The following is a 26,454-nucleotide window of genomic DNA, read 5'->3' as shown; positions in this document are numbered from 1 at the left end:
TAGGTATGGTTGATACAACGAGTTTTCCGGACATGGAAGACGATGAGGATGTGCGAACCGCGACTCAACACGAGACGCTGACATTTATCGAGCAGATGCTGGAACAGCTCAATGCAATGGCAAAGAAGACCGATCGTCTGCTGCTGGCCTATATGATCGAGATGGCTCTTGTCGAAGCGCGAGAAGCACTTCACAGCGAGGCGAGGGTATAAAGACCCTAGTCGAGAGGGGCCAAGGCGACCTGGTTACGGGCATATCTGTGCAGTCTCCCGGCCAGGTCCAGTTCCAGAAGAATGAGCTGGATGGCGCCGGTATCCAGACCGGTATGGCGCACCAGCGTGTCGATATCGGTCGGCACGGGGCCAAGTGCATCGATAACAATGTCCCGTTGTTCTTCCGTTGCAATCGGTTGGAACGATTCTGGTTCTTCCATAGCCGATGAACCATGATCCGGCTGTATCGGCATATCCGTTGGATACGCGCTTGAACCAGCCAGTGGTCGGAGCGTATCGATAACGTCGTTTGCTTCCGTAACCAGCGTCGCGCCTTGTTTCAGAAGCAGGTTCGTGCCGCGTGCACGAGGATCAAGCGGTGAGCCCGGCACGGCAAATACCGTACGGCCCATATCGCCCGCCATCCGTGCGCTGATAAGCGAACCGGAGCGCTCGGCGGCTTCAACGACGATTAACCCCAACGACAAGCCCGCAATAATGCGATTGCGGCGTGGGAAGTCGCGCGCGCGGGGTTCCGCTCCCATCGGCATCTCGCTTATAAGCGCGCCGTCCTCTTCCGGTATGTTGCGGTAAAGGGGAAGATTTTCGGGCGGGTAGGGACGGTCGAGCCCGCCCGCCAGCACGGCCACGGTTCCCGTCTTCAAGCTCGCACGGTGCGCCGCAGCGTCGATGCCGCGGGCAAGCCCGGAAATAACGGCAAATCCGGCTTCCCCAAGATCATGAGCCAGACGTTCTGTGAAACGAGCGCCGATCACCGAAGCGTTGCGCGAACCGACGATGGCAACCGGGGGCTTACTGAAAACGGCGGCATTTCCCTTGATCGTAACCAGCGGAGGCGGGGCTTCACAATTTTTTAGCTGGGGTGGATAATCCGGTTCACCCATTCCAACCAGACGAGCGCCGGCTCTTTCAATGGCTTCAAGCTCGCGTTCTGCATCGTCCATGGACATGACGCGGATGGGACGCGCACTGCCGCCTCTTATATTAAGATCGGGCAGCATTTCTATCGCGCTTGAAGCGGAGCCGCAAAACAGAATCAGGTCGCGAAACGTGACAGGGCCGATATTGTCGGTTCGGATGAGGCGCAGCCAGTTGAGACGCTGGCGGTCGGAGAGGCGAATTCCAGTTTTCGAATCCGCGCTTTCCTTCATCCCTTGGCTCCGATCTTGCTCTCGGTGCCGTTCAGGAGGCGCGTAATATTGGTCTTGTGTTTGAAGAAAACAATGACCGTCATGATCGCGAACAGAATTGCGATTGCTGGACTGCCCTGAAAGTAAAGAGCGATTGGAACAATGACGCTGGCGATCAGTGCTGCAAGGGAAGAATAGCGCGTCAGGAGTGCGGTTACGATCCAGACGGCAGCAAAGACCAGTGCGCCGGGCCATGCCAAACCGATCAGGATACCGAGATAGGTGGCGACGCCTTTGCCTCCCTTGAAGCCGATCCATACGGGAAAAAGATGACCCATGAAGGCACCGAAGCCCGCGCCAATGGCGGCATCTGGCCCGTAGCGCGAAGCGATAAGAACGGCGGCCGTGCCTTTGAGGGCGTCAAGGATCAGGGTTGCTGCGGCCAGCTTCTTGTTGCCGGTACGCAGGACATTGGTCGCGCCGATATTGCCCGAGCCGATGGACCGGACATCGCCCAAACCGGCAAGACGGGTCAGAATCAAACCGAACGGAATGGAGCCAAGAAAATAGCCAAAGACGAGCGCTCCCAAGAGCGTCAAGCTGAGAAATCCCGATTCGGCCATGAATGTCCCCTGCTGCTTTTTGATTCCGCCTGCCCGGAATTTTCGATTGATTGTTCCGGGTTATGCGGTGTTTTTCAAGCCGAATAAACGGTCTTACCAGCCACTAAGGTGTGGACGATGCGGCCTTGGAAACGTGCACTTTCAAAGCAGCTGTTCTTTGAGAGCGAATGCAGGTCTTCCTCCCGCACGATCCAGGGTTCGTCCAGATCGACAATGGCAATATCCGCGTTGGCACCGGGTTTGAGCGTGCCGGCATCAAGGCCGAAAATGCGTGCCGGAGCTGTCGACAGGACCTCGACCAGTCGCAAGAGCGGAATGCTGTCATTGTGGTAGAGGCGGAGTGCAGCCCCCAGCAATGTTTCGAGGCCGATGGCGCCGGCTTCGGCATCCGAGAAGGGCAGGCGCTTGGTATCGACATCCTGCGGATCATGCGCCGAAACGACAATATCGATGGTACCGTTTTTCACTGCTTCGACCATGGCAAGGCGGTCCTGTTCGCTGCGCAGTGGCGGCGAAAGACGGAAGAAGGTACGGAATTCTCCAATGTCGTTTTCATTGAGCGACAAATGATTGATCGACACACCCGCCGTCACCTTGGCGCCCAGATCCTTGGCGCGGCGCACTGCTTCTGCCGACATTTCGCAGGAAAGCTGTGCGGCGTGATAGTTGCTGTTGGTCAATGCCGCCAGACGAAGATCACGTTCCAGGGGGATTACTTCGGCTTCACGCGGACTGCCGGAAAGTCCAAGCCAGCTCGCGAACAGGCCCTCGTTCATCACGCCATTGGCGCCCAGATAGGGATCGCGCGTTTCGCAGGCGATAACCGCGTTGAAATCGCGAGCATAGGTCAGTGCGCGTCGCATGAGCTGGGTATTGGCGATAGTCTGCCTGCCTTCGGTAAAGGCAACCGCACCCGCATCGCGCAGCAAGCCGATTTCGGTCATTTCCTCGCCATGCAGTCCTTTGGTGATGGCTGCTGCCGGATGCACATTGACGACAGCCGTATCACGCGCAGTTCGTTTGACGAACTCCACCAGCGCCACGTCGTCGATCACCGGGCCGGTGTCGGGCATCATGATGATCGAGGTCACGCCGCCAGCCGCCGCCGCGCGGCTCGCCGAGGCAATGGTTTCGCGATGTTCGGCACCGGGTTCACCGACAAAGACACGCGCATCCACGAGACCGGGCAATACTGCCTTACCGTTCAGATCGATGATTTCTGCGCCTTCTGGTGCGCCCTGATTGCGGACATCCGCCCCAGCGGCAACAATCTTTCCATCGCGGATCAGAATGCTGCCGGTTTCATCAAGGCCGCGCGACGGATCAACGATGCGCGCGTTTTCAAACAGGATCGCGCTCATGCATTTTCTCCATTGCCCAGGTTGCGTCTTGGGTCCAGCAGGGCTTCCATGACGGCCATGCGCACGGCAACGCCCATCTCGACCTGCTGCTGGATCACGCTCTGCGGCCCGTCGGCAACGTCCGATGCTATCTCGACCCCGCGATTCATCGGGCCGGGATGCATGACAAGAGCGTCAGGCTTGGCGTGTTTCAGCTTTTCCTTGTCGAGACCATAGAAGCGGAAATATTCGCGCACCGAAGGTACGAAGGAGCCTGCCATGCGCTCACGCTGAAGGCGCAGCATCATGACCACATCGGCGTTTTTCAGCCCTTCCTCCATGGAGTTGAAGACTTCGACGCTCATATCGGCCATGCCCGAAGGCAGGAGTGTGGATGGCGCGACGACGCGCACCCGCGCGCCAAGCGCATTGAGAAGAAGAATATTGGAGCGAGCCACGCGGGAATGCAGCACATCGCCGCAAATGGCGACGATCAGATTTTCGATCTGACCTTTGGCGCGGCGGATGGTAAGGGCATCCAGAAGCGCCTGTGTCGGATGTTCATGCGCGCCGTCGCCAGCATTGACTACCGAACAGCCAACTTTCTGTGCGAGCAGGGCGGCGGCACCCGCCGAGGCGTGACGGATGACCAATATGTCCGGCTGCATGGCGTTCAGCGTCATCGCGGTATCGATGAGCGTTTCGCCTTTCTTGACCGATGAATTGCCGACCGACATATTCATGACGTCAGCGCCGAGCCGCTTTCCAGCGAGCTCAAACGACGATTGCGTCCGTGTCGATGCTTCAAAGAAGAGATTGATTTGCGTGCGACCGCGCAGCACGGACTTTTTCTTCTCGGGCTGTCTGGAAACAGCGATTTCCTGATCGGCAAGATCAAGAAGACAGAGAATGTCCAGGGGCGAAAGCCCTTTGATGCCCAGCAGGTGGCGATGAGGGAAAAGCGGAGGGACCGTTTGATTTGTCATGGCAAGTCACCCGTATAGGACCATGGGACAGGTCCCGCAACCGTCCTTATAATGGCTTCGGGCGATTCACCAAGAAAAACCTGTGCTGTCCTGACGACAAATTGCGCGAGGGATGGCAAAATTTTAGCAAATGCGGTGCAAGAAACGTAAACTGAATTGAATCGCACAATACGGAATGAGCTTTTGAAAACGCACGACGTGACCAACCAGACACCGCCCATGACGGGCAAGAATGCCTATCTGGGCGATCCGCTTCTGATGCAGATTGCGGCACGTTTCCCGAAGGAACTGCATACGGATCTGGAACAGACCGGACGTTTCGTCATGTCGGCGGAAGCACAGGACCTTGCGCGTCTGGCTAACACCGAGCTTCCGAAATTGCGCACGCACGACCGGCAGGGTAACCGGATCGACCTTGTTGAATATCACCCAGCCTATCACGCGCTGATGCGCCGTTCGATCGCGGCGGGGCTGCATTGTTCCATCTGGGAGGGCAATCCGCTGGAAACCGGGCGCCGCCATCAGGCGCGCGCATCGCGCTTTTTCCTCACGGCGCAGCTTGAGGCAGGGCATCTTTGCCCTCTGACCATGACCAGCGCATCGCTTGCCGCACTCATGGCCTCGTCTGAAATTTACAGGGAATGGTCGCCCATCATTCTGTCACGGAAATACGATTTTTCGCAGAAACCGGCATTCGCCAAGCAGGGCATTACGCTTGGCATGGGTATGACCGAAAAGCAGGGCGGAACCGATGTGCGTGCGAATACAACGCGCGCCACTCGCAACGAAGACGGCACCTATTCCATTACTGGCCACAAGTGGTTCATGTCCGCGCCGATGTCGGACGCGTTCATGGCGCTGGCGCAGACAGAAGACGGTCTTTCCTGTTTCCTGCTCCCGCGCCTCACTCCAGAAGGAAGCGGGAACGGATTCTTTTTTCAGCGTCTGAAAGACAAGCTCGGGAATAAGTCCAATGCCTCATCGGAGGTGGAATTCGATGGGGCAGTCGGTCATCTGATTGGCAATCCGGGTGAGGGCATCAAGACGATCATGGATATGGTCACGCTGACGCGGCTTGATTGCGCTGTGGCTTCGGCTGGACTTATGCGCTCCGGTCTCGCTGAGGCCGTGCATCACAGTCGTCATAGGCAGGTATTTGGCAAGGCTCTTGTCGAACAGCCCCTGATGCAGCGTGTACTCGCCGATATGGCCATCGACGTTGCCGGTGCGACCGCGCTTTCCATGCGACTGGCGCGTGCTTTCGATATGGCTGCAAGCGATCGGGCAGAAGCGGCTTTTGCGCGTTGCATGACGCCGGTGGTGAAATACTGGGTTTGCAAGATCGCTCCTGCGTTGCTCTATGAAGCAATGGAGTGTCTCGGAGGCAATGGCTATATCGAGGAAGGCAATCTCGCGCGCGCCTATCGCGAAGCACCGGTCAATGCGATATGGGAGGGTTCCGGCAATGTCATGGCGCTGGACGTGGCGCGTGTACTGTCCCGCGCACCGGGCCTTTTCGATGAAGTGCTGGAATGGATCGGCGGGCAGTTGGGTGCACGCGGTCAGGGAACGCTCGATGTGCTGCGCGCTGCATTGCAGCTCACTGAAACCGATCCGGGTGTAGCACGCCTTCTGACTGAGCAACTGGCCTACGCAGCCGCCGCCGCAGAATTGCGCCAGCTTGGGGCCGATGATGTGGCCGATGCGTTCATTGAAACCCGGCTCGGCGGTCAGTGGCGGTCTACCTATGGTATGCTGGATGCCCGCCACAACGCGGAGCGCATTCTCGATCAGCTTTATCCGGCGTCGTAATCGTCGGACACCGACCGCCTGATGCCGTGCAGGCGGTCGAGCGCACCTTGGAGAATGAACGCTGCGGCAGCCGAATCGATACGTTCGGCCCGCTTGCCGCGTGAGACATCCATGCCGATCAGCGCCCGTTCCGCGGCGACCGTCGACAGGCGCTCGTCCCAGAACACAAAGGGCAGGTCGGTCAGGGGTTGCATGGTACGCACAAATGCCCGTGTAGCCTGAACACGAGGGCCGGATGTTCCATCCATATTCATAGGCAAGCCAATGACGATAGCGCCGACTTTGTCGGCATCGAGCGCTTTCAGGAGTAGCTGCGCGTCTATGGAAAACTTCGTCCGTTTGATAACGGGGCGTGGATGGGCGAAGGAAAGACCAAGGTCCGACACTGCAAGACCGATGGTCTTGGTTCCCAAATCCAGTCCGGCAATGGTCTTTCCGGGCTGAAGCAGCGCCGGAATTTCCTCGATTTCAACGACGGCCATCGGTCCTCATCGGATTTTGAAGTGGTTTCTATTGCCTTCAACTTTATTGGCGTCATATCTGTTCGCAAACAGTAAATCGAGCCGGAAACAGATTGAGGAGAGAGTTTATGAAACTTACATGGCTTGGCCACGCCGCCTTTCGCGTTGAAACTGCAAAGGCCGTTATTCTCATCGATCCATTCCTGAACGGAAATCCCGGCGCGAAGGGCATAGATTTCAAGGAAGCAGCCAGGGGTGTTACCCATATCGCGCTTACCCATGGCCACGGCGACCATGTCGGCGATACTGTCGCGATTGCCAAGGAACATGGTGCAACGGTTATCGCCAACGCCGATCTTGCAAGCTGGCTTGACAGTCAGGGCGTCGAAAAGGTCGATCCCGGCAATACGGGCGGCACCTTGGCGCATGACGGCTTTACCGTCACATTCGTCAATGCACTTCATTCCTCGGCAATGCTGACGGAAAACGGCGTTTCACAGGCATTGGGTAATCCGAATGGTCTGGTATTCCACTTCGAAGATGCGCCGACACTTTATCACATGGGTGACACGGACATTTTCTCGGACATGGGACTTATCAACGAGCTTCACCAGCCAGAGATCGGGATCATTCCCATTGGCGACCGCTTCACGATGGGCGGCGCGGTTGCGGCTCTCGCGTGCCAGCGTTACTTCAATTTCAAAACCGTGTTGCCATGCCATTACGGCTCGTTCCCGATCATCGATCAGACGGCTGAAAAGTTCGTCGCCGGAATGGCAGATCATCGCGAAACCAAGGTACTGACGGATCCAGCCGGAACGGTACACAGCTTCTAAAGGCCTTTTGAAGCGCAAGAAATGTTGCGCTTCAACAGTCGCGCCGTTATAGCCGGTAGGAAACCTTTTCAAGGGTGGCGGTTCGCCGCCCAAATGCAGCATTTGCGGAGAACAGGATGTCCGTCGATATTTCTACCGTCAAGCGCGTCGCGCATCTTGCGCGCATCGCCGTCAACGATGACGATGCGGAACGCATGACTGGCGAACTTAATGCTATTCTGGGCTTTGTAGAGCAATTGAATGAAGTCAATGTCGACGGTATCGAGCCGATGACTTCCGTTACGCCGATGGCAATGCGCATGCGCGATGACAAGGTGACAGACGGAGGCATTGCAGCCGCTGTGGTCGCCAACGCGCCGGTAACGGAAGACAATTTCTTCGTCGTGCCGAAGGTCGTGGAGTAGATCATGGCCATTCGGGTTTCGGTCGAGACCCCGTTGCAGGACGATGTACGCGCGCTGGTCGAAGGGCTGAACGCGCATCTTCTGCCGCTGTCGCCGCTGGAATTTCAGTTCAAGATGACGGTCGAGCAGATGGCGGAGCCGGACACGACGGTCTTTGTGGCGCGCAATGAAGACGGCCGGGCGGTCGGCTGCGGTGCCTTGAAGATGCACGAAGATGGCGTCGGCGAGGTGAAGCGGATGTTCACCCTTCCGGAAGTGCGCGGCAAGCGCGTTGGCTCGATGCTGGTCGATGCGATTGTCGATCTCGCAAGGGCCAGGGGCGTTGCCCGACTGGTGCTCGAAACGGGAACCGGTCCTGGTTTTGCAGGTGCCTGGCGGCTTTATGAGAATTCGGGTTTTACGCGCTGCGGTGTGGTTCTGGACTATCCAGAATCTGAATACAGCGCCTTTTTTGAAAAGCGTCTCGCAGAGGCGCACTGACAGGATTTGACGATGAGCGAACTGACCGCACTGACCATTGCCGAGGCGCGCGACAAGCTGAAGGCCAAAGCCATCACCGCTACCGAACTGACCGACGCCTATCTTTCCGCTATCGACTCTGCGAATGAAGCCATCAACGCTTACGTGAAGGTGACGCACGATCAGGCGCGCTCAATGGCCAAGGCCTCGGATGAGCGTATCGCCAAGGGCGAAACGGGTGCGCTGGAAGGCATTCCGCTTGGCGTAAAGGACCTGTTTGCGACCAAGGGTGTGCATACGCAGGCCTGCTCCCACATTCTCGACGGTTTCAAGCCGGAATATGAATCGACCGTCACCGCCAATCTGTGGGCCGATGGCGCGGTTATGCTCGGCAAGCTCAATATGGACGAATTCGCCATGGGCTCGTCCAACGAAACCTCTTATTACGGCGCGGTCAAGAATCCGTGGCGAGCCAAGGGTTCGAACGCCGATCTGGTGCCGGGTGGTTCGTCGGGCGGTTCGGCGGCCGCTGTTGCCGCGCAGCTTTGCGCTGGCGCGACGGCAACCGATACAGGTGGATCTATTCGTCAGCCAGCGGCTTTCACCGGGACGGTTGGCATCAAGCCGACCTATGGCCGCGTGTCGCGTTGGGGAACGGTTGCTTTCGCTTCCTCGCTCGATCAGGCTGGCCCCATTGCCCGTGACGTGCGCGATGCTGCCATTCTGCTGAAATCCATGGCTTCGCTTGATCTCAAGGACACCACGTCCGTCGATCTGCCTGTTCCAGATTACGAAGCTGCCCTCGGCAAATCGCTCAAGGGCATGAAGATTGGCATTCCGAAGGAATATCGCGTTGACGGTATGCCGGACGAAATCGAGGAACTCTGGCAGAAGGGCGTTCAGTATCTGAAAGATGCCGGGGCCGAAATTGTCGATATTTCGCTGCCGCACACGAAATATGCGCTGGCCGCTTATTATATCGTCGCGCCTGCGGAAGCATCTTCGAATCTCGCCCGTTATGATGGTGTGCGTTATGGTCTGCGCGTGCCCGGCAAGGACATTGCCGATATGTACGAACAGACCCGCGCGGCTGGCTTCGGCAAGGAAGTCAAACGCCGCATCATGATCGGCACCTATGTTTTGTCCGCAGGCTATTACGACGCTTATTATCTGCGTGCGCAGAAGGTGCGGACATTGATCAAGAAGGATTTTGAAGACGCATTCGGCCAGGGCGTGCACGCGATCCTGACGCCAGCGACGCCATCGGCTGCCTTTGGCCTTGCCGACGAGGACCTCGCCAACGATCCGGTGAAGATGTACCTCAATGACATCTTCACGGTAACGGTCAATATGGCCGGTTTGCCGGGCATCGCCGTGCCTGCGGGCGTCAATGACAAGGGCTTGCCGCTCGGTCTTCAGTTGATCGGGCGCCCGTTTGAGGAAGAGACTTTGTTCCAGGCAGCGCACGCCATTGAACAGGCGGCCGGGCGGTTTACTCCGGCAAAGTGGTGGTAAAATCCAATCTTCTTATTCGCCGGGGCTTTCCCGGCGAATTTGTTTCTATGGCCGCATTAGCGGTCAGGGCCTGGCGGATTGCGGTTCGTGGTGTCGAACTGACCGCGGAGCGACGACAACTTCTGGAAGCCAAATTCCTGCGCGATCTTCAAGATAATGCGGAGGGTGTGCTGGTCGCCGAACGGACCGGAACTGTTGTGGGCTGGGGTGCGAGAACGCTGCAGACCAATTACGTTTCCGACTTGTGGGTCGATCCGCGCTGCCACGGACAAGGGATTGGCAGTCAGATTCTTGATGCCCTGATGGCGCAAATCCTGCTCAATGGCTTCGATGAAGCGGTGATCGGCACGCATGCGGATAATCTTCCCGCGATCAAGCTTTATGAAAAAGCTGGCTTCCAGATCGAGTGGTTGGGAGAGGAGTGGTCAGAAAGTTTCAGCAAAACGGTCGCGAAGGTGAGAATGCGCGCCAAGCTTTGAAGCCAGTTTGTTGCGACCATTGCCGAACCTTCTGTTGCGCCTATCCTTCTTGAGAGTGGATACATCAGGAGGAGGGCAAGCGATGTGGATCATGCTGACGGAAGTAAACGGTGAAAAGCTCGCCGTGAATTTCAATCACGTTCTATGCTACAATACTTATGGAACCGGTACGCGCATAGTGACGCTGAGCACGGACCAAACATTCTTCGTCAAGGAATCGATTGAGGAAATTGAAGCCAAGCTTGGCATTGATGTAAAAGCCTGATCTTGATTTATCAGTAGCTTAAATGGGTTTATTGAAAAGGAAAATGAACGGCACGGGGTTTGCAGTGCCGTTCATCCCGCAAATATACTTTAGATATCCAGTTCTTCGACAAAAGCCGCACGATCCTGGATGAAACGGAAACGGGCTTCCGGCTTGGTGCCCATCAATTCATCGACGGTGTTGCGGGTTTCATCGACATATTCCTCGTCCACCTGAACACGCAGAAGCGTGCGCTTCTTCGGGTCCATGGTGGTTTCCTTCAACTGTTCGGCGCGCATTTCGCCAAGGCCTTTGAAACGACCGATTTCCACCTTGCCGCGGCCTGTAAACACGGTACGCAGGAGTTCATCCTTATGCGCTTCATCGCGCGCATAGGCGACCTTTCCACCTTGGCTTAGACGAAAAAGCGGCGGCACTGCCAGATAGAGATGACCGTTGCGGATCAGGTCCGGCATTTCCTGGTAGAAAAAAGTGATGAGCAGCGACGCGATATGGGCACCGTCGACGTCTGCATCGGTCATGACGATCACGCGATCATAGCGTAGATCGTCTTCCCGATAGTTCTTGCGGGTGCCGCAACCAAGAGCCTGAATGAGATCAGCGATCTGCTGGTTCGCCGTCAGCTTTTCGCGTCCCGCGCTAGCAACGTTCAAAATCTTGCCGCGCAGCGGCAGGATAGCCTGATTGGCGCGATTGCGCGCCTGCTTGGCTGAGCCACCTGCCGAGTCACCTTCGACGATAAATAGTTCTGCTCCGGCTGCTGCGTTCTGCGTGCAATCGGCAAGCTTTCCCGGCAGGCGCAGCTTGCGCGTTGCGCTCTTGCGGACGGTCTCTTTCTCCTGACGCCGCCGCAAACGCTCGTCAGCGCGATCAATTACCCATTCCAGAAGGCGAGACGCTTCCTGTGGTGAGGCCGCAAGCCAATGGTCAAAAGGATCACGGATCGCGTTTTCCACGATGCGCTGCGCTTCCACTGTCGCCAGCTTGTCTTTGGTCTGGCCGACAAATTCCGGCTCGCGGATGAAAACCGACAGCATCCCCGCCGCCGACACCATCACGTCGTCAGTAGTGATGATCGAGGCGCGCTTGTTGTTGGTCAATTCCGCATAGGCTTTCAGGCCGCGCGTCAGCGCAATGCGCAAGCCTGCTTCATGGGTGCCGCCATCGCCTGTCGGGATGGTGTTGCAATAGGAGTGGACGAAACCGTCGCCGCCAAACCATGAAACGGCCCATTCAACCGCGCCATGGCCGCCCTGCTTTTCGGTCTTGCCTGCGAAAACCTCGCGTGTGACCTGATGTTCCTTGCCGAGCGATGCCTCGAGATAGTCTTTCAGACCGCCGGGGAAGTGGAAAACCGCTTTTTCAGGCGTTTCCTTCTTTGGATCGAGCAGGGAGGGATCGCAGTTCCAGCGGATTTCAACCCCGCCGAACAGATAGGCTTTCGAGCGCGCCATGCGATAAAGACGGTGCGGATCGAACTGTGCCGTCCTGCCGAAAATATCGGGGTCGGGGTGGAAACGTACACGGGTGCCACGACGGTTATGCACTTCGCCGACATCTTCCAGTCCACCCTGCGGAATACCGCGCGAGAAACGCTGCCGATAGAGACGGCGATTGCGGGCGACTTCCACCTCTAGCACGTCAGAAAGGGCATTCACCACCGAAACGCCGACACCGTGCAGGCCGCCCGAGGTTTCATAGGCCTTGCCGTCGAATTTGCCGCCCGCATGCAGCTTGGTCATGATGACTTCGAGCGTGGATTTCCCCGGCACCTGCGGATGTTCATCGACTGGAATGCCGCGTCCATTGTCCGAAACCGTGACAAATCCGTCGGCATCGAAACTGACTTCAATGAAATTGGCATGTCCTGCAACCGCTTCGTCCATCGAGTTATCGATGACTTCCGCAAAGAGGTGATGCAGCGCCTTTTCGTCCGTGCCGCCAATATACATGCCGGGACGTAGGCGTACCGGTTCCAACCCCTCCAGAACACGGATGGACGAAGCATTATAGTCATCTCCTGCCGACGAGGCAGGCGGTGCCTTGGCTGTTACCGGCTTTGGAACAGAGAGCGACGGCGCTGCCACCGGCTGGGCAACAGGTTGCGACGATGCTTGTTTTTCACCTTGCCGTCCCTGTTCCCGTTCTCGGGCATTGTTAACTACTCTCGAGAAGAGATCGTTGCTATCGTCCATTTGTTCCGAAAAGCTCTCTATCTGAATTTCAGGAGGCCACTGTCGAGCCTGCTCGCCAAAGACCGGAAAATACTGTTCGCGAATCACCTGAATGATGCCATGCGCGCTCGCGAAAGGCGACTAAAGTTCGCCTTACGTTCCGTTTGCGCACGGCTTTTTCAAGGGATTTCGTTCAGATCGGAACTGATTTGCACCGGAAAGCGGTCGAAAGTCAAACAAGCGGGTCGATTCTGGTCAAATTGGATGGAAACGCTGCGGCAGTTCGCATAGAGCGATAGCGGGGAACATACAGAAACCGAGAGTTTGAAATGCAGAGCAGCGCGACAGGCGGCATGGAAGCGCACGTAAAAGGCATGGCGATCATGGTGCTCTCGGTGCTTCTGCTGCCGCTGATGGATGCCATCGGCAAGTGGCTCGCCATGGCGGACCATTTGCCTCCGGCCACCGTTACCTTCATGCGCTTCTTCGTTCAGTGCTGGCTGATGTTCTTCATTTTGCTCATTGTCGGCGGTTTTGCTGCGCTACGCACGCAACATCTGGCAGGCAATCTCATTCGCGGCGCATTGATGGGGTTTGGCGGGCTCTGCTTTTTTACGGCGGTCAAGTATATGCCGCTGGCGGATGCGATGGCCGTCTTCTTTGCCGAGCCGCTCATCCTGACGCTCTTTTCGGCCATTTTCCTGAAGGAAAAAGTGGGCTGGAGAAGATTCAGCGCAGTCGGCATCGGCCTTATCGGCACGATGATCGTGATCCAGCCGAGTTTCGAGATTTTCGGCGCCGTCTCGCTTCTGCCGCTGGCGACTGCCGTAACCTTTGCGATCTATCTGATTTTGAACCGCAAATACGGTGCGAAAGAAAGTCCGCTTGTCATGCAGTTTTATGCAGGCGTGGGCGGCTGGATGTTTGCAGGTCTGGCCATGATTTATGGAACCGCGGCAGGGCTCGGTGACCTGAGTTTTGGCCTGCCGAACGGCATTCAACCCTGGCTGCTTCTCTTCCTTCTTGGAACTATCGGAACCGTTAGCCACCTGATGGTCGTGCAAGCGTTCAAGCTGGCGCCGGCATCGATGCTGGCACCATTCCAGTATCTTGAAATCGTCAATGCGGTTCTGGTGGGCCTGATCGTATTCGGCGATTTCCCGACGCCATCGAAATGGCTCGGTATCGCAATTATCGTCGGATCAGGCTTCTATGTTTTCATGCGCGAGCGCCGCGCGAAAGCGGCATGAACAAAGCTATCTGAACTGACGTGCACCAAAGACCGTCTCAAAAGCCTTTCCAAGCGCGACGTCCATATCGCCCATCGTCACCGGCAAGCCGAGATCGACAAGGCTTGTGACGCCATGTTCCGAGATTCCGCAGGGAACGATGCCGGAATAATGGCTGAGATCCGGCTCGACATTGATGGCAATGCCGTGAAAGCTTACCCAGCGCCTGAGACGGATGCCGATAGCCGCAATTTTGTCTTCGCACATGCCGCCATTGGTAAGGCGGGGTTTTTCCGGCCGCGTTACCCATACGCCAACGCGATCCTCGCGCCGTTCGCCTTTGATGTTGAACTCGGCAAGGCTCTCGATAATCCATTGTTCGAGTGCTGTCACGAAGGCACGCACATCTTCGCGGCGGCGTTTCAGGTCGAGCATCACATAGGCGACGCGCTGGCCCGGCCCGTGATAGGTGTATTCACCGCCGCGTCCTGTGTTGAATACGGGCAGGCTGTCGGGTGTCAGGAGATCGCTTGCATTGGCGCTTGTGCCTGCCGTGTATAGCGGGGGATGTTCGACCAGCCAGACGAGTTCGTTGGCAGTGCCTTCCCGAATGGCCTGCACGCGCGCTTCCATAAAGGCGAGAGCTTCCTCATAGTCGGTCAGCCCGTCTGCGATAACCCAATCTACAGGCGGCGCATCTGCCTGTTGGGGCAGGAAATGCGTCTCCAGAGCGTCGCGTTCGCGCGGCTCTGGTGAGGCGGTTTCGGAAACAGGGGAAGCGGAGCTATTCGTCATGATGGGACCATATGGCGGTTTTGCAGCGTAACTGCCAGATGGCAAAATGCCTCTGCAATCAATCAATCGCGAGCGGAACTTCCTTTTCGCAGCGATTACGGCCGCCTTCTTTGGCCCGATAGAGCGCCCGATCAGCGGCGTTCACAAGGTGGCTGTAGTCCGGATGGCCGTTGAATGCCGCGACACCGATGGACAGGGTTACAGACTGGTGTGCACCATCGGGCAGTTTCATAGGCTGTTGGGCTATTTGCCTACGCAGTTCCTCGCCGATTGCAAACGCCTTGTCTGCATCTGCTTCGACAAGCGCGACCAGAAATTCTTCCCCGCCATAGCGGAACACGAAATCGCTCGGGCGGCAGAGCGAAAGGATTGTTTCGGCCACCTGCTGAAGAACCGCATCACCACTGCTGTGCCCGTATGTGTCGTTGATGTTCTTGAAGTGATCAATATCAATCATCAGGAGGCTTAAATCCATGCCTTTCTGGGACGCCATGCGCACCTCGCGGGTCAGGATTGAAGGCATGAAACGTCGATTGAGCGCACGGGTCAGCGGATCGCGGCCCGTTTCCATCGCCGCTGCCGCTTGAAACAGTTCGGACAGCAGAAACTTCACTTCTCCGATTTTGGTCTGGAACAGCGACAGGGAGGCTGCGAGTTCCGTCGGGTTATCCTTGCGGGCACTGTTGATGGTCGGAAGGAGCACGTGGTCGATATGTTCTGCATTCCGGCGGATGTTTTCCAGGGTTGAGGAATTGGAGAACATGAGATCGGCCTTGTGCTGCAACCACAATCCGAAGTCCGAGCTTGCGAGCGGGTGAAGCGGGCTGTCGGGATTGCCATAGAGATTGAAAAGGAGCGACTGGCTCCATTCCATGAGTGCGGCGCGCTGTGATTCCCGCTCGAGTGGAAAATCATGGCTCAGCGTAAAGGCTCGATAGGCTTCGTCCGTCTGCGCGCTTTCGCGCGCGTCTTTCACGAAGGCCTGGCTCATTATTTCGATCGCAATATCGATTGCATTGCTGACATGCACGATGAGACGCGACAGAACCTCGCGTGTGGTCACTTCCAGCTTCAATTGACGAACGATCTCGTTCTTGAGCAGGCGCGCGCCCTGCATGACGACGTGGATCGGCACGTCGATACGGGCATGGACTTCGCCGACCTTGCGCTGTTCACGAATGAACGCGTCGACATCTTCGGCGGTTCTCTCGAACATTTTCATAAGCCAGTCGCTCAAAGAATTGTGCAGACGCTCCTGGACCATTTTCTGGGAGAGAAAAGTTACCGCATCGCGATTGTTCATCAATCGATCATAGAACACGCCGACGAACCGTTCGCGGTGACGACCGATCAGATCGCGGAGGATGAGCGAATGTTCTTTCGGTAAACCGCCGACCAGTTCGATCCATTCGACCTGAGTAGTACCCAGACCGGTTTTCTCCCCCCATGTAACGTCGATTTTAGAGGCCGAATGATCCATCTTCCTGCTCCTTGCGACAGCCGCAAAGCTCCGCCCGCTACCGGACGTGAATCGGCGCCGGATCGGCTTTGCGGATTGGAGATTCTGCAGCTCTTCCCTTGCTTCAAGGGATTGCGTGCGAATTCAATGGGCTTCTGATATCCAGATTCTCTAAAAAATGCCCCTGCAAAATTGCAGGGTCGTTTCGCGGTGGCCCGTTATGCGATGCGGGGTCGAGATTGATAGATAACCGTAAGATTAAGTGACTTTACCAATCGTCTGTACGGCCTAGGTATTTATGGGCAGGATATTCCAATTCTGGTCAGCTCTGAAGGGAGAATGGAATGAAGTTTAGATTGGTTTCTGCGGCTCTCGCGCTGTTCGCGCTAACGGCCGTTGCTGAAGCGGGCACGCCGGTTGCTCCGGCGACAATACCGGCTGTCGCTGCCAATGGCGCTGGTTCTGCCATTCAGGTTGATTATCGCTGTCCCCGTGGTGCGGTTCGCACGCGAAACGGTCGCTGTGTCTGGGATCGCCGCTGGCGCGATGATCGTCGTGGGTGGGACCGTCATCCGCCCCGTCATTATCGTGAGCGCGACCGTGATCGCTGGCGCCACGATCGTTATCGTCATCGTGACAGGGTCTACATCGAGCCTCGTCGGCGCGGCCCGCATAACTAATGAATGAAAAGAGCAGCTATTCCGCTGCTCTTTTTCGTCAGACCGACTCGGCTTGCGAATGTGAAATGCTATCGACGTGCGGGAATACATCCGCTGTCATGGGGGCGAGAACATCAATTACCAGTCCGCCTGGTGCGAAGTCGATGTCGCATTTTGCCTTCAATTCGCCTGCGAGAACGGAATAGAGCAGCCGCTGGCCAAACCCGCGACGCGCGGGACGTTTGACCGCGGGTCCGCCGCTTTCGATCCAGCGCATATGAAGTTTCTGTTCGCCCTGTCTTTGAACGACATCCCAATCGAATTGGACCGTGCCGTTTTCGTTGGAGAGGGCGCCGTATTTCACCGCGTTAGTTGCGAGTTCATAGAGGCCTAGTGAAAGAGAAACCGTCACACGGTCGCTCACCACAAGGGCCGGACCACGGGTGCGAATTCTATGGCCGAACGTGCTGTTAAAAGGGGCGAGGGCGGTCTCGCAGATCTGACTGATCGTGGTACCCGTCCAGTCTTCCCTCAGCAGCATGTCGTGGGCCTGGCTAAGCGCCCGCAGCCGCTCGCTGAACAATTCGTTTGCGGTCTGCGGATCGGTGGCATTTCGCAAGGTCTGATTGGCGATGGATTGCACCATCGCCATCGAATTCTTGAAGCGATGCGAAATTTCGCGTGTCACCAGTGCCTTGTCCGCTTCGGCTTTCTTGCGCTCGGTGACATCAATGACGATGCCCAGAAGCGTCGGCGACTTGCCCGTCAGCGCCTTGGCGCGGGTTTCTACCCAGCGCACCTGATCCAGCCTGTTTGTGATGCGATATTCCATCCGGAAAGACTTGCCGGTTGCGAAAGATTCCTGCGACCGCTGGATCAGTGAAATCCGGTCTTCTAGCACCACCATCTCGATGATCTTGTCGTAGTTGACCGGTTCATCCGGGGTCAGACCGAAAATACGCCTGTATTCCGACGAACAGCTGATTTCGCCGGTATGATAATCCCGTGTCCAGAAGCCAACATTCGCCGCTTCAATAATATATTGCAGCTGATCGTGGCTGCGCTGCTTTTCAAGCGAAAGCGTTTCGCGTTCTTTTTCCAGCTCAACCAGCCTGCCGAGCTCAAGCGTCACGTCGAGTTGTGATGAAACGAAATGATGAAGTTCGCCTGTTTCGGTTTTGACGGGGGAAATATGAAGGCGATTCCAGAATGGTTCGCCTGATTTCTTGTAATTGAGAATATCGATATCAATTGACCGCTGGGCTTCTATCGCCGCCCGGATCACCTCGACATGTTTCGGGTCAGTGCCGATGCCTTGCAGGAAGCGGCAATTCTTCCCAATGATTTCATCGGCCTCATAGCCGGTCAGATTCTGAAAGGCCTTGTTGGCAAAGACGATTGGGTTATCGGGCAGGCGTGGATTGGTGATGAGCATCGGCATGGGCGTCAGTTGAACTGCCGCCGTGAAAGGATCGGCTTCCCGGGAGAAAGATGTTCCCCAAATTTTTACGGACGGCCCTGCTTTTGTTGCCAATGCAAACCCCACTCGCTGAAAACGCTTACAAGCAGCCCTACTTCACGCAAGTTATCCGATTGTCTTGCAATTTGCTAACGAAAATAATGGAATAGCGAGAACCAATCATCGTCTTCTTCGTTAAAAGCCTCATAAAACCATGCCATGTTGCGAGGATAAAATTGGGAGATGGCATATTTTCCGGCAATATTCAGCGAGCATTCATAAACAGACGGCAATGATGGCATCATTGAAATGGAGAAGCACAGGATGAACACCTTCAAAAAGATGATGGTTGGCCTTGTCGGTGCGAGCTTTCTGATCGGCGCGGTAGTCCCGGTCTCGGCTGCGCCCGTCATGCCTGCTGCGCCTGCGGCGAGCAACGAGAATGTTCAGCAGGTTCGGGATGACCGCTGGCGTGGCGGGCCGCGACATGGACATTGGGGCGGATACCGACCGGGGCCTCGTCCGGGTTGGCACGGGCGTCCTTATCGTCCGGGCCCGGGTTACTGGAACGGCCATCGTGGTTATCGCTATTACCGCCACGGCTATCGCCGGCATAATGACGGCTGGTGGTATCCGCTCGCAGCATTCGGCGCGGGTGCGATCATTGGCGGTGCGATTGCCGCTCCGCCGCCTCAGCCGGTCTATCGCGCACCGGCTTACGGTTACAGCAATGCACACATCCAATGGTGCTATAACCGTTATCGGTCATACAGGGCCTCGGATAATACTTTTCAGCCGTATAACGGCCCTCGACAGCAGTGTTATTCGCCATACTGATCGTTTAAACCTGCTGAACACAATGAAGCCGCTCCTCAGGGGCGGCTTTGTTTTGTGGACTAGGTCTATCATCTCACCACCAGTAATTGTCATTCACGGAAGTGCACCCTAAAAGGCGGTCGGGGCAAGTTCCGGCAGCAAAGGCTTTCGTTTCCCCTGTTACAACCGAGCGCCAAAGGAGACGGGATGCGCGAGATTTTACCCAAAGCATTAGCCGGTGTAATTGTACTCGGCATATTGAGCGTAGTACTTGGCTCCTGGTATACAGTTGACGAAGGTGAGCGTGGCGTTGTTTTGCGCTACGGTGCTGTTTCCGGCGTTGCGCAGCCCGGCCTCGGTTTCAAAATTCCGGTGATCGACTCGATCGTGCGAATATCGGTGCAATCCAAAGCTGCAATTTATAACAGCATGGAAGCCTATAGCCGCGACCAGCAGCCAGCCACGATGAACCTGTCGGTCAACTATCGCATTCCGCCGGACCGCGTGGAAGAGGTCTACGCGACCTATGGCGGCGAAGAGGGGTTGTTGTCCCGTCTTGTGGAGCGGCGCGTTTTCGAAGAAAGCAAGACTGTATTCGGCAAATTTAACGCCGTCGAGGCCATTCAGGAGCGAAGCCGTCTCAATCAGGAGATCGCGCAGGCGATCCAGAACAGTGTGCGTGGTCCGGTGATCATCGATACGGTGCAGATCGAGAATATTGATTTTTCGGACTCCTATGAGCAGTCCATCGAACAGCGCATGTTGGCTGAAGTTGAAGTGCAGCGTCTCCGTCAGAATGCAGAGCGGGAAAAGGTGCAGGCTGAAATTACCGTAACGCAGGCAAAAGCGCAGGCAGATGCTCGCCGCGCCGAAGCGGAGGCCCAAGCGGATGCCGTTCGTCTCCAGGCAGAGGCCGAGGCTGACGCGATAAGGCTGAAGGGCGAGGCGGAAGCAACAGCGATCAAGGCGCGTGGCGATGCACTTCGCGATAATCCGGGTCTTGTTGCGTTGACGCAGGCCGAGAAGTGGGACGGGCAACTGCCGACCACCATGCTGCCGAACGGGGCAATTCCGATGCTGAACTTGAACAGTTCCCCGACGCCGCAGAAATCGCCTGATTACTGATCGGAGAATAAAGGACAGCGCGGCCTGCTCGTCCGGTTTGAGGGCAGGCCGGGCTCACACACTCTTGGCTCGAAAATGCTCTAGCCGCCGCGCTGTTCATAGCCCTCGACGTTCGCCCTATCCATTTTCTGGCGCAGATACTGCTTGAGCCTAGCGATATTGTCCGGCTTCCAGCCGGTTACGTCTGTAACCTGCAGCCATGCGTCGACATAGTGCTCGGGAGCATACACATGCCCGTAACCTATCGGCGTGGTTGTTCCAAAGGCCATATCAAGGGCGAGTTGAAGCATGGTTACGACAGGATACCATCGCAAGTCCGGTGACACGTCGGGGCCGCGCGGTGCGTGCATCCAGTCGGGCTGACGGTAGAAGGACAGTGTGTCGAAGAAAGTTACCGGGTCACTGGCATATTGCAGATAAACCACCCGCATTGGGCCCCAACGTGTTCCATTTCCGGGGGCTTCGCCATTCTGATTCATGAAACGCGCAAAGGAGCCGTCCCGGAATACGGGCAACCATTCCGGCGTACCGGGATTTCTTCGCCTCGTCATGGCTTTCCAGTCGCGGCTCGAGAAAGGAGGACCGCTCCATAGGGCGCCGTTGATCGGATCATCGAGCATTTCGAAAAGCTCTGACGAAATTTCCGAGTTCATGGCACCGAGGCTCAAGCCATAGAGATACAGGCGAGGGCGCCGCTCACGCGGCAGGCTTTTCCAATAATTGTAGACGGCGATGAACAGCGCCCGCGACGCTTCCGCTCCATATTCGGGCTGAAAGAGCAACGACAAAGGGCTGGAAAGATAAGAATACTGCACGGCGACACTGGCCACATCCCCATGATGCAGAAATTCAAGCCCGTCAATTGCAGCAGGGTCAACCCATCCCGTGCCGGTGGGCGTAATGACGACCAGTACCGACCGGTCAAAGCCGTGTTGCCGTTTCAGTTCTTCCAATGCAAGCGCAGCGCGTTGTTCCGGCGTTTCGGCGACTTGCAGGCCCGCATAGACCCGTATGGGGTCGATTGCCTTTTCTCCCGTCACTGCCGTGATGTCGGCAGCTGCAGGGCCGGAGGAGACAAATTCACGTCCGGCTCGCCCCAGCTCGTTCCAGTGCAGAAGCGACGCAGCGCTGCCTGTTTTGTTTGCTGCCGTCGGTTGGGGGCGGTCCGGCTCGATCAGAGCGTCATATTCGCGAAATGAACGGTCCAGAACCTTGAAAGCTGACTGGATGAGCAGCCCGTTGGCAATCGTCCAGACAAGCACGACCGTAATCGTGACGCCAAGAACGTTGGCTACTCGGCGAGGCATGACGAGATGCACTTTCTCGGAGACGAAACGCCCAAGCCGGATGAGAAGGCGGACCAGCACCAACAGAACGAGGAATGTCAGTACGGCCAAAGCTGACACGCTCGTCGGATAGGCACTTGGCACCGGCTCCATGTTCATGCCAGCACGAACTGAATTCTGCCAGCTCGCGGCAAAATAAAGCGCCACGACAGCCACTGCGAAACAGATGATACCGACGGCAAGATTGGCTTGGCTGCGCAGGCGGTCTTTGGGTTCCGGCAATTCGAGATAATGCCAAAGCCAGCGCCACAGCACGCCAATGCCATAACCTGCTCCGAACGCAACGCCGCCGAGAATGCCCTGCATGACATAGGTGCGCGGAACGAGACTGGGCGTGAGCGCAGCAGCAAAAAACAAGGTGCCCAGTGCTATGCCCACGCCGGATAAGGAGCACCGAAAATGGAAAAATGCCTTGGTGGCCAGAGACATGAAATACCGTGCCGTTAGAGCATTTCCAGCAAAAATGTGAGACGGTTCTGAGTCTGGAAATGCGAGAAAATGGATTGAGCGGTTCCAACGATTCCGTAAAGCAGGAACCGCTCTAGTTCATTCTGACGAAGCGAGGTTCTGGACCTGTTAACGAAGATGGCGTGAGACAATCCGGCAGGATACATCTCGCCCCTTGCTCCTCTGCAGCAGCTCGTGTCATCCCGGACGCCGTTTCCATCAAATTGATTGGTCCTGACCCTAGCCGTAGTATGTCCGTGCAGCAAGGTCCCGACCGGAGGCTGGGCAATCTTGTTTCTATCGCCATATGGCGCAGAATCACTGTTCCGTTAAGGCTTGGGAAGTGTCCCGAAGCGCATGGAAATGACCTATTGCGGGCATCTGGAAGCCTTTGTGTGACACGGACTATCTCCAACCTGTTATTTTTTTGAATTTATGTTGGAGAAACGTGATTTTATGGTGTTGACCAATCCGCAAGCCGCCCTTATGTTCCGCCGCACTTCCGGGGGCGATTTGCTCCACCAGGGAGCGCGTAGCTCAGCCGGTAGAGCAACTGACTTTTAATCAGTAGGTCCAGGGTTCGAATCCCTGCGCGCTCACCAAAATCATACAATGATATCAGACGTTTATGGGTGATGTGGTTCAATTGACCATGTGCCGTAGATGTTCAGGAATTTCCAAGAAAATCAGGCATTTTCAGGATTGCGCGGGGAATCGACGGCACATGATTTGACACATGGCACACGGTTTACGCTGCGTGCTCTGCCTCCAAGCCTTCCATCCATTTTTTCAGACTGGACCTGCGAGCGGCGACTGTGCCGCCAAGTTTGAAGCTAGGCATAATCTTATCGTAGACGAGCCGATAAGCTTGGCGCCTGGTGACGCCCAGATACTTTGCGATTGGCTCGACGCCCATTAACAGGTCCGCTTCGTTGTCGTTTTCGTGGTGCATATTGATTCCCTCATTTTTGGATTGCTTCATCCTCACTCCCTTTCCCGCAGTGCGGCGCGGCCTGCTAAGTGGCCGGTTCGTGGGTCATAAAATCCCGGCTCAGGAAGCGGAGTAGCGAGAACCATATCTAGGTAGGCTCGACCGCGTTCTGTGGAATGAACAAAGCCAAACTCTATTCTTTCCAGTAGCCCAAGCTTCACCAACTCATCGACTGTGCTTTTGTATGCGGGTGCCGTATCGCGTGGGAAGGCTGACCTACTGCAATGGTGGTGCATGAGTATTTCCAGCATGTACGGCGTCATCTACTCACCGCCTTTCAGGGCTTGGCGACCGGCCCATTTATCCAGACGGTCCAGCCGTTCGCGCATTTCATCGGTGAAACGGGCAACAGCAGTAACGTCTGCTTCTTCGTTCAAGCGCTCAGGCAGCGTCAGAGCATCGCCAGCCCACGCGGCGGCGTTCTTGGCGATGAACGCGCATTGCATCGAGAATTGTGAGGTCGTCAGCTTCATTCGCTCTGCTCCCCAAGTGCGGAGGCGGCGAGCATGGCGCGCCATAGGCCGGTGTAACCCTTGCTGCCGCGATAGGTGTAGGCTTCGGCGGCATTGATCATCGCAATGTCAGCCTCCGCTATCTCGGCGAGGATGGTGGAGATGGCGGCTTCAGCTGTCGGAGTGTGGTCCACGACTTTGCTGAAATTCAATGTCTCCATATCTTTGAGACGATTAATCTTCGGCGGGTTTTCGATTATGGCCCGCGCCACCTTCTCGATGAGTTCCTTACTCGGCATGGTTGGCCTCCTGCGGGTAATCGGCTGCAACGCCATATTCATCAAGGTATTCTTGAGCGACGAGCTTTGCCCGCTCTGGACTGATGCTTCGATATTCTTTGCCGAAATAGCTCCGTAGAAAGTCGCTGGCATTGCGTCGGGTAAAATCAGGCCATCCCTTTTTCACGGCCTCATGGAAGATTGCGACGATATCAGGCGCGTCTAGCTTGGAGAGGCGGTCAATTACGGTGCTCATTGCTTCACCCTGCGCCAAAGCACATTGCCGCTGGCGTCCTCGATTGAAATAACGTGGTTGTTGAGATTGCCGTGATCTTCGGGGCGGCATTTCTCGCTCGGTTGGATCGGATACCAGCCGTCAGCGGTACGCATGATCCAGACAGTGGGGAGAAGTTTGTTCATGACGGCTTCCCTCCCAGCACGGCGCGGGCTTCGCGAATGTCACTGGCGGTGAACAGAACATTCCCATCTAGATCAACCATATAAGGGTGTTTATCTGGAACGTGTCCCAGGCGACCTTCTGGAACTGTCGACACCGGTATTTTAGCAAATGGCTCCAGCGCCTTTTGAGCAGCCGCGAGCTTGGCTTCTAGGGCTTCACACCGTGCTTCTGCGTGACGTTGACGCGCTAGGACTGCGTTTTGCGCCCATTCAACATCTTCCTCCAACTCCTCAATCCGCGCGGCCTGCGCCGCGTTGTCGGCTATCACTTCATCAAGCTGTTTTCCTAAAATCACTTGGGCTTCTCGGTGCCTCTCGATGATGGCATCTTTCTCCGCCAATAGCTCATCAGCCTTCTCGGCACGATCTTGCCAGTGCCGAACTTTCCGTTCCAGATTATCGATGCTGTCGGCCTGCATTTCTATGACGGTATCGCGTCCCGCCAATAGTTCTTCAGCCTGCGAGCGGGTGACGTAATCGCCTTCTGGATCAGATTTCATATAAGGGTGACCAGACGGCGTTAATTCCACGCTTAACGTCTCCAGTCCCGTATCTGTAGCGGCTGGCGCGGGGCGGGTGCTGTCGAGGCGTTCCAAATCCTTCGTGTATTCCCGGGATGAAACTATGCGACGTTCCGGGCGCTCATCGTTGGCGTAGTTCTTCAAGTCCTCAATCGCGTTTAACGCCAGATCGCGATATGAGTTTATGTAGTGTTCACTCGCCATGACGGTCGCCTCCTGATGGGTGGGTGTCGTTCATGAAATAGTCCGTGACGGTCAATCCGCCTTCCACGCGGTCGACAGTCTTTCCAAACAAGTGACCATGAGGGTTGTCGAGGTAGACCCAATGACAAGTGTAAGGCCATTGCCCCTTAATCTGTGGATGCAGGTTCAATGGACCAACAGCAGCGTAGAACTCTTCCTCCGTGACCGGTCTCATTCCGCGCCCTCCGATGGTGCAGAGGGGAGCGCATCTGGTTCATTCTCGTACGGAACGCGTTCGGAAAAGGCTTCCAGCGCTTTGTCGAGCAGCTTAAACTCACACTCCGGCAGTAGCCATGTGTCGCAAGCCTCCCGCGCCGCAATGACCAGATTTATTACGTCCTGCGGCGTATTGCAGGATGGACAGTCTTCAATGATCGTGTCGCCGTGGCGACCTTTGCCAACAACAATTTCGCCTTTGCCGCCGCATCGTTCGCACCCACCCCCCTCGACCTTACCGGCGTCGGCATGGTCCGGGGAGGATAGGGCGCGGATGGCGTCCTCTATCTTGGCGAGTGCCTTCTGAGCCTCAAACGCTTGTGCGCTATCACCCTCGTAGCAATATATCATCGCCCGGATCGTGGCGAATTCTACATCCAACGCCAGCTCACGCGCTGCTGTTGGCTCAAGCGCGGAGAGGATGCGAGCCTCATAGTCGGCCTGTGCGGCGGCTTTGGCGGCTTCGATATCGTCTTCGCTTTTCCAGCCGGATTGCCCCTGCAAGAACCAACCGTTGTCAGTCGCGATGTAACGGCCAATGGAGGTTTCCGCGTCCTGCGCAAAGCTATAGTCTTCCGTATAGCGCAGCTCTCCCCACTCCAGCTTCTTCACAGCTACTTGCACGGGGAGGAAGGGGAGAGCTGCGGTGAGGGCGGCGCGCATCTCTGTTCTGAGACGCTCCGTGGCATCGTTGCGCCACGCAGGAATACCACCGAGCCAAGTGTTGAGGGCGATATTCACGGCCTCGTCCGATATGATGACTGTCATGGGCGCGTCCCATGTTCTTGAAGGTCTGCCCACAACTCCATGACGTCAGCGATACGTTCAAAGGCAACCAGCAAACGTGTCATACGCTCTTCCACATCGTCGTCACGATCACGAGCATCTTTGGCGCGCTGTTCATCGCGCAATAGGCGCTCGGTTCGCAGCCTCTTACGTTCGTCGTACTTTTGCTTCGGCGTCATCACACTGCCCTCCGCATCCGGCGGCGGTTGTCATTGGCTGGATTGCGACGCTGGCGGGGAGCGCCGTAGCGGAACCGAACGCCAGTAATGCGCGCCAATTCGAAAGCAGTGTCGCGCAGCGTCTCAGCTTCAGTGTGATAACCAAGAGCGCGCACGGCCTTCGAAATCGATAAGACCTGCGCGGCGGTCGTGCCCTGTTGCTGAAATTCAGTGGCGGTCAGGATGGGCGCCGTAACGGCGTGCGTGATGGATCTGGACATGGGGTCTCCTCGTGTTT

32 protein-coding genes and 1 tRNA gene are annotated in these 26,454 nt (G+C 56.5%); 13 read left to right on the top strand and 20 right to left on the bottom strand.

The features are described 5' to 3' along the window. The first annotated feature begins 5 nt into the window (after positions 1-5). A complete protein-coding gene (locus F9K78_RS19450) occupies positions 6-212 on the top strand; it encodes a hypothetical protein (protein ID WP_121986507.1) in 207 nt (68 codons plus the stop codon). Positions 213-217: 5 nt separating this feature from the next. Here F9K78_RS19450 and dprA read toward each other — a convergent pair whose 3' ends face one another. The 4 genes from dprA to F9K78_RS19430 form a co-directional block, all read right to left on the bottom strand. Further along, on the bottom strand, positions 218-1,384 hold the full coding sequence (gene dprA / locus F9K78_RS19445) for a DNA-processing protein DprA (RefSeq protein ID WP_121986506.1): 1,167 nt from the start codon (positions 1,382-1,384) through the stop codon (positions 218-220). Then, a complete protein-coding gene (gene plsY, locus F9K78_RS19440; protein ID WP_121981833.1) occupies positions 1,381-1,986 on the bottom strand; it encodes a glycerol-3-phosphate 1-O-acyltransferase PlsY in 606 nt (201 codons plus the stop codon). The genes dprA and plsY overlap by 4 nt, the downstream gene beginning before the upstream one ends. A gap of 74 nt (positions 1,987-2,060) precedes the next feature. Continuing rightward, positions 2,061-3,347: a dihydroorotase gene (locus F9K78_RS19435; protein WP_121986505.1), complete on the bottom strand. Its 1,287-nt coding sequence runs from the start codon at positions 3,345-3,347 to the stop codon at positions 2,061-2,063. Next, a complete protein-coding gene (locus F9K78_RS19430; protein WP_121986504.1) occupies positions 3,344-4,312 on the bottom strand; it encodes an aspartate carbamoyltransferase catalytic subunit in 969 nt (322 codons plus the stop codon). Before F9K78_RS19430 ends, F9K78_RS19435 begins: the two co-directional genes overlap by 4 nt. A 183-nt stretch (positions 4,313-4,495) precedes the next feature. Here F9K78_RS19430 and F9K78_RS19425 point away from each other — a divergent pair, with 183 nt between their 5' ends. After that, complete coding sequence (locus F9K78_RS19425) at positions 4,496-6,124, top strand: acyl-CoA dehydrogenase family protein (RefSeq protein ID WP_121986503.1); 1,629 nt, start codon at positions 4,496-4,498, stop codon at positions 6,122-6,124. On the opposite strand, the gene ruvX is transcribed toward F9K78_RS19425, so the two are convergent. Beyond that, positions 6,109-6,606 carry a Holliday junction resolvase RuvX gene (ruvX, locus tag F9K78_RS19420; protein ID WP_121986502.1) on the bottom strand — a complete coding sequence of 166 codons (498 nt, stop codon included), beginning with the start codon at positions 6,604-6,606 and terminating at the stop codon, positions 6,109-6,111. The two genes, F9K78_RS19425 and ruvX, sit on opposite strands and share 16 nt — an antisense overlap. A 107-nt stretch (positions 6,607-6,713) precedes the next feature. Here ruvX and F9K78_RS19415 point away from each other — a divergent pair, with 107 nt between their 5' ends. From F9K78_RS19415 to F9K78_RS19390, 6 genes are all read left to right on the top strand, one after another. Beyond that, entirely contained in the window at positions 6,714-7,421 is a 708-nt protein-coding gene (locus tag F9K78_RS19415) for a metal-dependent hydrolase (RefSeq protein ID WP_121986501.1), read from the top strand. A 116-nt stretch (positions 7,422-7,537) separates the two neighbouring features. Beyond that, a complete protein-coding gene (gatC, locus tag F9K78_RS19410; RefSeq protein WP_112587621.1) occupies positions 7,538-7,825 on the top strand; it encodes an Asp-tRNA(Asn)/Glu-tRNA(Gln) amidotransferase subunit GatC in 288 nt (95 codons plus the stop codon). Positions 7,826-7,828: 3 nt separating this feature from the next. Further along, a complete protein-coding gene (locus F9K78_RS19405) occupies positions 7,829-8,305 on the top strand; it encodes a GNAT family N-acetyltransferase (protein ID WP_121986500.1) in 477 nt (158 codons plus the stop codon). A gap of 12 nt (positions 8,306-8,317) precedes the next feature. After that, positions 8,318-9,799, top strand: coding sequence for an Asp-tRNA(Asn)/Glu-tRNA(Gln) amidotransferase subunit GatA (gatA, locus tag F9K78_RS19400; protein ID WP_121986499.1), 1,482 nt, complete (start codon positions 8,318-8,320; stop codon positions 9,797-9,799). Beyond that, a complete protein-coding gene (locus F9K78_RS19395; protein WP_235925483.1) occupies positions 9,793-10,278 on the top strand; it encodes a GNAT family N-acetyltransferase in 486 nt (161 codons plus the stop codon). Before gatA ends, F9K78_RS19395 begins: the two co-directional genes overlap by 7 nt. A gap of 82 nt (positions 10,279-10,360) precedes the next feature. Next, complete coding sequence (locus F9K78_RS19390; RefSeq protein ID WP_006471387.1) at positions 10,361-10,543, top strand: hypothetical protein; 183 nt, start codon at positions 10,361-10,363, stop codon at positions 10,541-10,543. An 89-nt stretch (positions 10,544-10,632) separates the two neighbouring features. Here the strand turns inward: F9K78_RS19390 and parE are convergent, their stop codons facing one another. After that, the gene (gene parE, locus F9K78_RS19385; protein ID WP_121986497.1) at positions 10,633-12,738 is read right to left on the bottom strand and encodes a DNA topoisomerase IV subunit B; all 2,106 of its coding nucleotides are present in this window, start codon (positions 12,736-12,738) and stop codon (positions 10,633-10,635) included. A gap of 308 nt (positions 12,739-13,046) precedes the next feature. Between parE and F9K78_RS19380 the strand changes: the two genes are divergently transcribed. Further along, positions 13,047-13,967, top strand: coding sequence for a DMT family transporter (locus F9K78_RS19380; RefSeq protein ID WP_121981822.1), 921 nt, complete (start codon positions 13,047-13,049; stop codon positions 13,965-13,967). Between the two features lie 6 nt (positions 13,968-13,973). On the opposite strand, the gene lipB is transcribed toward F9K78_RS19380, so the two are convergent. Continuing rightward, complete coding sequence (lipB, locus tag F9K78_RS19375) at positions 13,974-14,741, bottom strand: lipoyl(octanoyl) transferase LipB (protein WP_174813354.1); 768 nt, start codon at positions 14,739-14,741, stop codon at positions 13,974-13,976. A gap of 58 nt (positions 14,742-14,799) precedes the next feature. Beyond that, the gene (locus F9K78_RS19370; protein ID WP_121986495.1) at positions 14,800-16,221 is read right to left on the bottom strand and encodes a GGDEF domain-containing protein; all 1,422 of its coding nucleotides are present in this window, start codon (positions 16,219-16,221) and stop codon (positions 14,800-14,802) included. A gap of 323 nt (positions 16,222-16,544) precedes the next feature. Here F9K78_RS19370 and F9K78_RS19365 point away from each other — a divergent pair, with 323 nt between their 5' ends. After that, entirely contained in the window at positions 16,545-16,880 is a 336-nt protein-coding gene (locus F9K78_RS19365) for a hypothetical protein (protein WP_121986494.1), read from the top strand. A gap of 37 nt (positions 16,881-16,917) precedes the next feature. On the opposite strand, the gene F9K78_RS19360 is transcribed toward F9K78_RS19365, so the two are convergent. Further along, positions 16,918-18,363 (bottom strand): HWE histidine kinase domain-containing protein, encoded by a 1,446-nt coding sequence (locus F9K78_RS19360; protein WP_268903007.1) that lies wholly within the window; start codon positions 18,361-18,363, stop codon positions 16,918-16,920. Positions 18,364-18,642: 279 nt separating this feature from the next. Between F9K78_RS19360 and F9K78_RS19350 the strand changes: the two genes are divergently transcribed. Together F9K78_RS19350 and F9K78_RS19345 are read left to right on the top strand one after the other, a co-directional pair. Further along, positions 18,643-19,155, top strand: a complete 513-nt coding sequence (locus F9K78_RS19350; protein ID WP_121981847.1) for a BA14K family protein — start codon at positions 18,643-18,645, stop codon at positions 19,153-19,155. 186 nt (positions 19,156-19,341) lie between these two features. Beyond that, positions 19,342-20,259, top strand: coding sequence for a prohibitin family protein (locus F9K78_RS19345; protein ID WP_121986493.1), 918 nt, complete (start codon positions 19,342-19,344; stop codon positions 20,257-20,259). A gap of 80 nt (positions 20,260-20,339) precedes the next feature. Here F9K78_RS19345 and F9K78_RS19340 read toward each other — a convergent pair whose 3' ends face one another. Further along, positions 20,340-22,034 carry an alpha/beta hydrolase gene (locus F9K78_RS19340; RefSeq protein ID WP_151682598.1) on the bottom strand — a complete coding sequence of 565 codons (1,695 nt, stop codon included), beginning with the start codon at positions 22,032-22,034 and terminating at the stop codon, positions 20,340-20,342. A gap of 544 nt (positions 22,035-22,578) precedes the next feature. Here F9K78_RS19340 and F9K78_RS19335 point away from each other — a divergent pair. Further along, positions 22,579-22,654 (top strand) — tRNA-Lys (locus F9K78_RS19335). A gap of 146 nt (positions 22,655-22,800) precedes the next feature. Here F9K78_RS19335 and F9K78_RS19330 read toward each other — a convergent pair. The 10 genes from F9K78_RS19330 to F9K78_RS19290 form a co-directional block, all read right to left on the bottom strand. After that, a complete protein-coding gene (locus tag F9K78_RS19330) occupies positions 22,801-23,034 on the bottom strand; it encodes a helix-turn-helix domain-containing protein (RefSeq protein ID WP_235925482.1) in 234 nt (77 codons plus the stop codon). 272 nt (positions 23,035-23,306) lie between these two features. After that, positions 23,307-23,516, bottom strand: a complete 210-nt coding sequence (locus F9K78_RS19325; RefSeq protein ID WP_151682597.1) for a hypothetical protein — start codon at positions 23,514-23,516, stop codon at positions 23,307-23,309. After that, positions 23,513-23,794, bottom strand: a complete 282-nt coding sequence (locus tag F9K78_RS19320; protein WP_112590980.1) for a hypothetical protein — start codon at positions 23,792-23,794, stop codon at positions 23,513-23,515. The genes F9K78_RS19325 and F9K78_RS19320 overlap by 4 nt, the downstream gene beginning before the upstream one ends. Then, entirely contained in the window at positions 23,784-24,029 is a 246-nt protein-coding gene (locus F9K78_RS19315; protein ID WP_151682596.1) for a hypothetical protein, read from the bottom strand. Before F9K78_RS19315 ends, F9K78_RS19320 begins: the two co-directional genes overlap by 11 nt. Beyond that, entirely contained in the window at positions 24,026-24,193 is a 168-nt protein-coding gene (locus F9K78_RS21975; RefSeq protein ID WP_167518137.1) for a hypothetical protein, read from the bottom strand. Before F9K78_RS21975 ends, F9K78_RS19315 begins: the two co-directional genes overlap by 4 nt. Next, positions 24,190-24,957, bottom strand: a complete 768-nt coding sequence (locus F9K78_RS19310; protein ID WP_151682595.1) for a hypothetical protein — start codon at positions 24,955-24,957, stop codon at positions 24,190-24,192. Before F9K78_RS19310 ends, F9K78_RS21975 begins: the two co-directional genes overlap by 4 nt. Beyond that, positions 24,947-25,171 (bottom strand): hypothetical protein, encoded by a 225-nt coding sequence (locus F9K78_RS19305; protein WP_151682594.1) that lies wholly within the window; start codon positions 25,169-25,171, stop codon positions 24,947-24,949. The genes F9K78_RS19310 and F9K78_RS19305 overlap by 11 nt, the downstream gene beginning before the upstream one ends. Beyond that, a complete protein-coding gene (locus F9K78_RS19300; RefSeq protein WP_151682593.1) occupies positions 25,168-25,980 on the bottom strand; it encodes a hypothetical protein in 813 nt (270 codons plus the stop codon). The genes F9K78_RS19305 and F9K78_RS19300 overlap by 4 nt, the downstream gene beginning before the upstream one ends. Beyond that, a complete protein-coding gene (locus tag F9K78_RS19295; protein ID WP_167518136.1) occupies positions 25,977-26,177 on the bottom strand; it encodes a hypothetical protein in 201 nt (66 codons plus the stop codon). The genes F9K78_RS19300 and F9K78_RS19295 overlap by 4 nt, the downstream gene beginning before the upstream one ends. Beyond that, positions 26,177-26,437 (bottom strand): hypothetical protein, encoded by a 261-nt coding sequence (locus tag F9K78_RS19290; RefSeq protein ID WP_151682591.1) that lies wholly within the window; start codon positions 26,435-26,437, stop codon positions 26,177-26,179. Before F9K78_RS19290 ends, F9K78_RS19295 begins: the two co-directional genes overlap by 1 nt. Positions 26,438-26,454: the final 17 nt, after the last annotated feature.

It is taken from the genome of Brucella pseudintermedia, assembly GCF_008932435.1.
Classification (GTDB): domain Bacteria; phylum Pseudomonadota; class Alphaproteobacteria; order Rhizobiales; family Rhizobiaceae; genus Brucella; species Brucella pseudintermedia.
The sequence above is the reverse complement of the archived record's forward strand: the minus strand, read 5'-3'. Positions and strand labels throughout refer to the sequence as shown.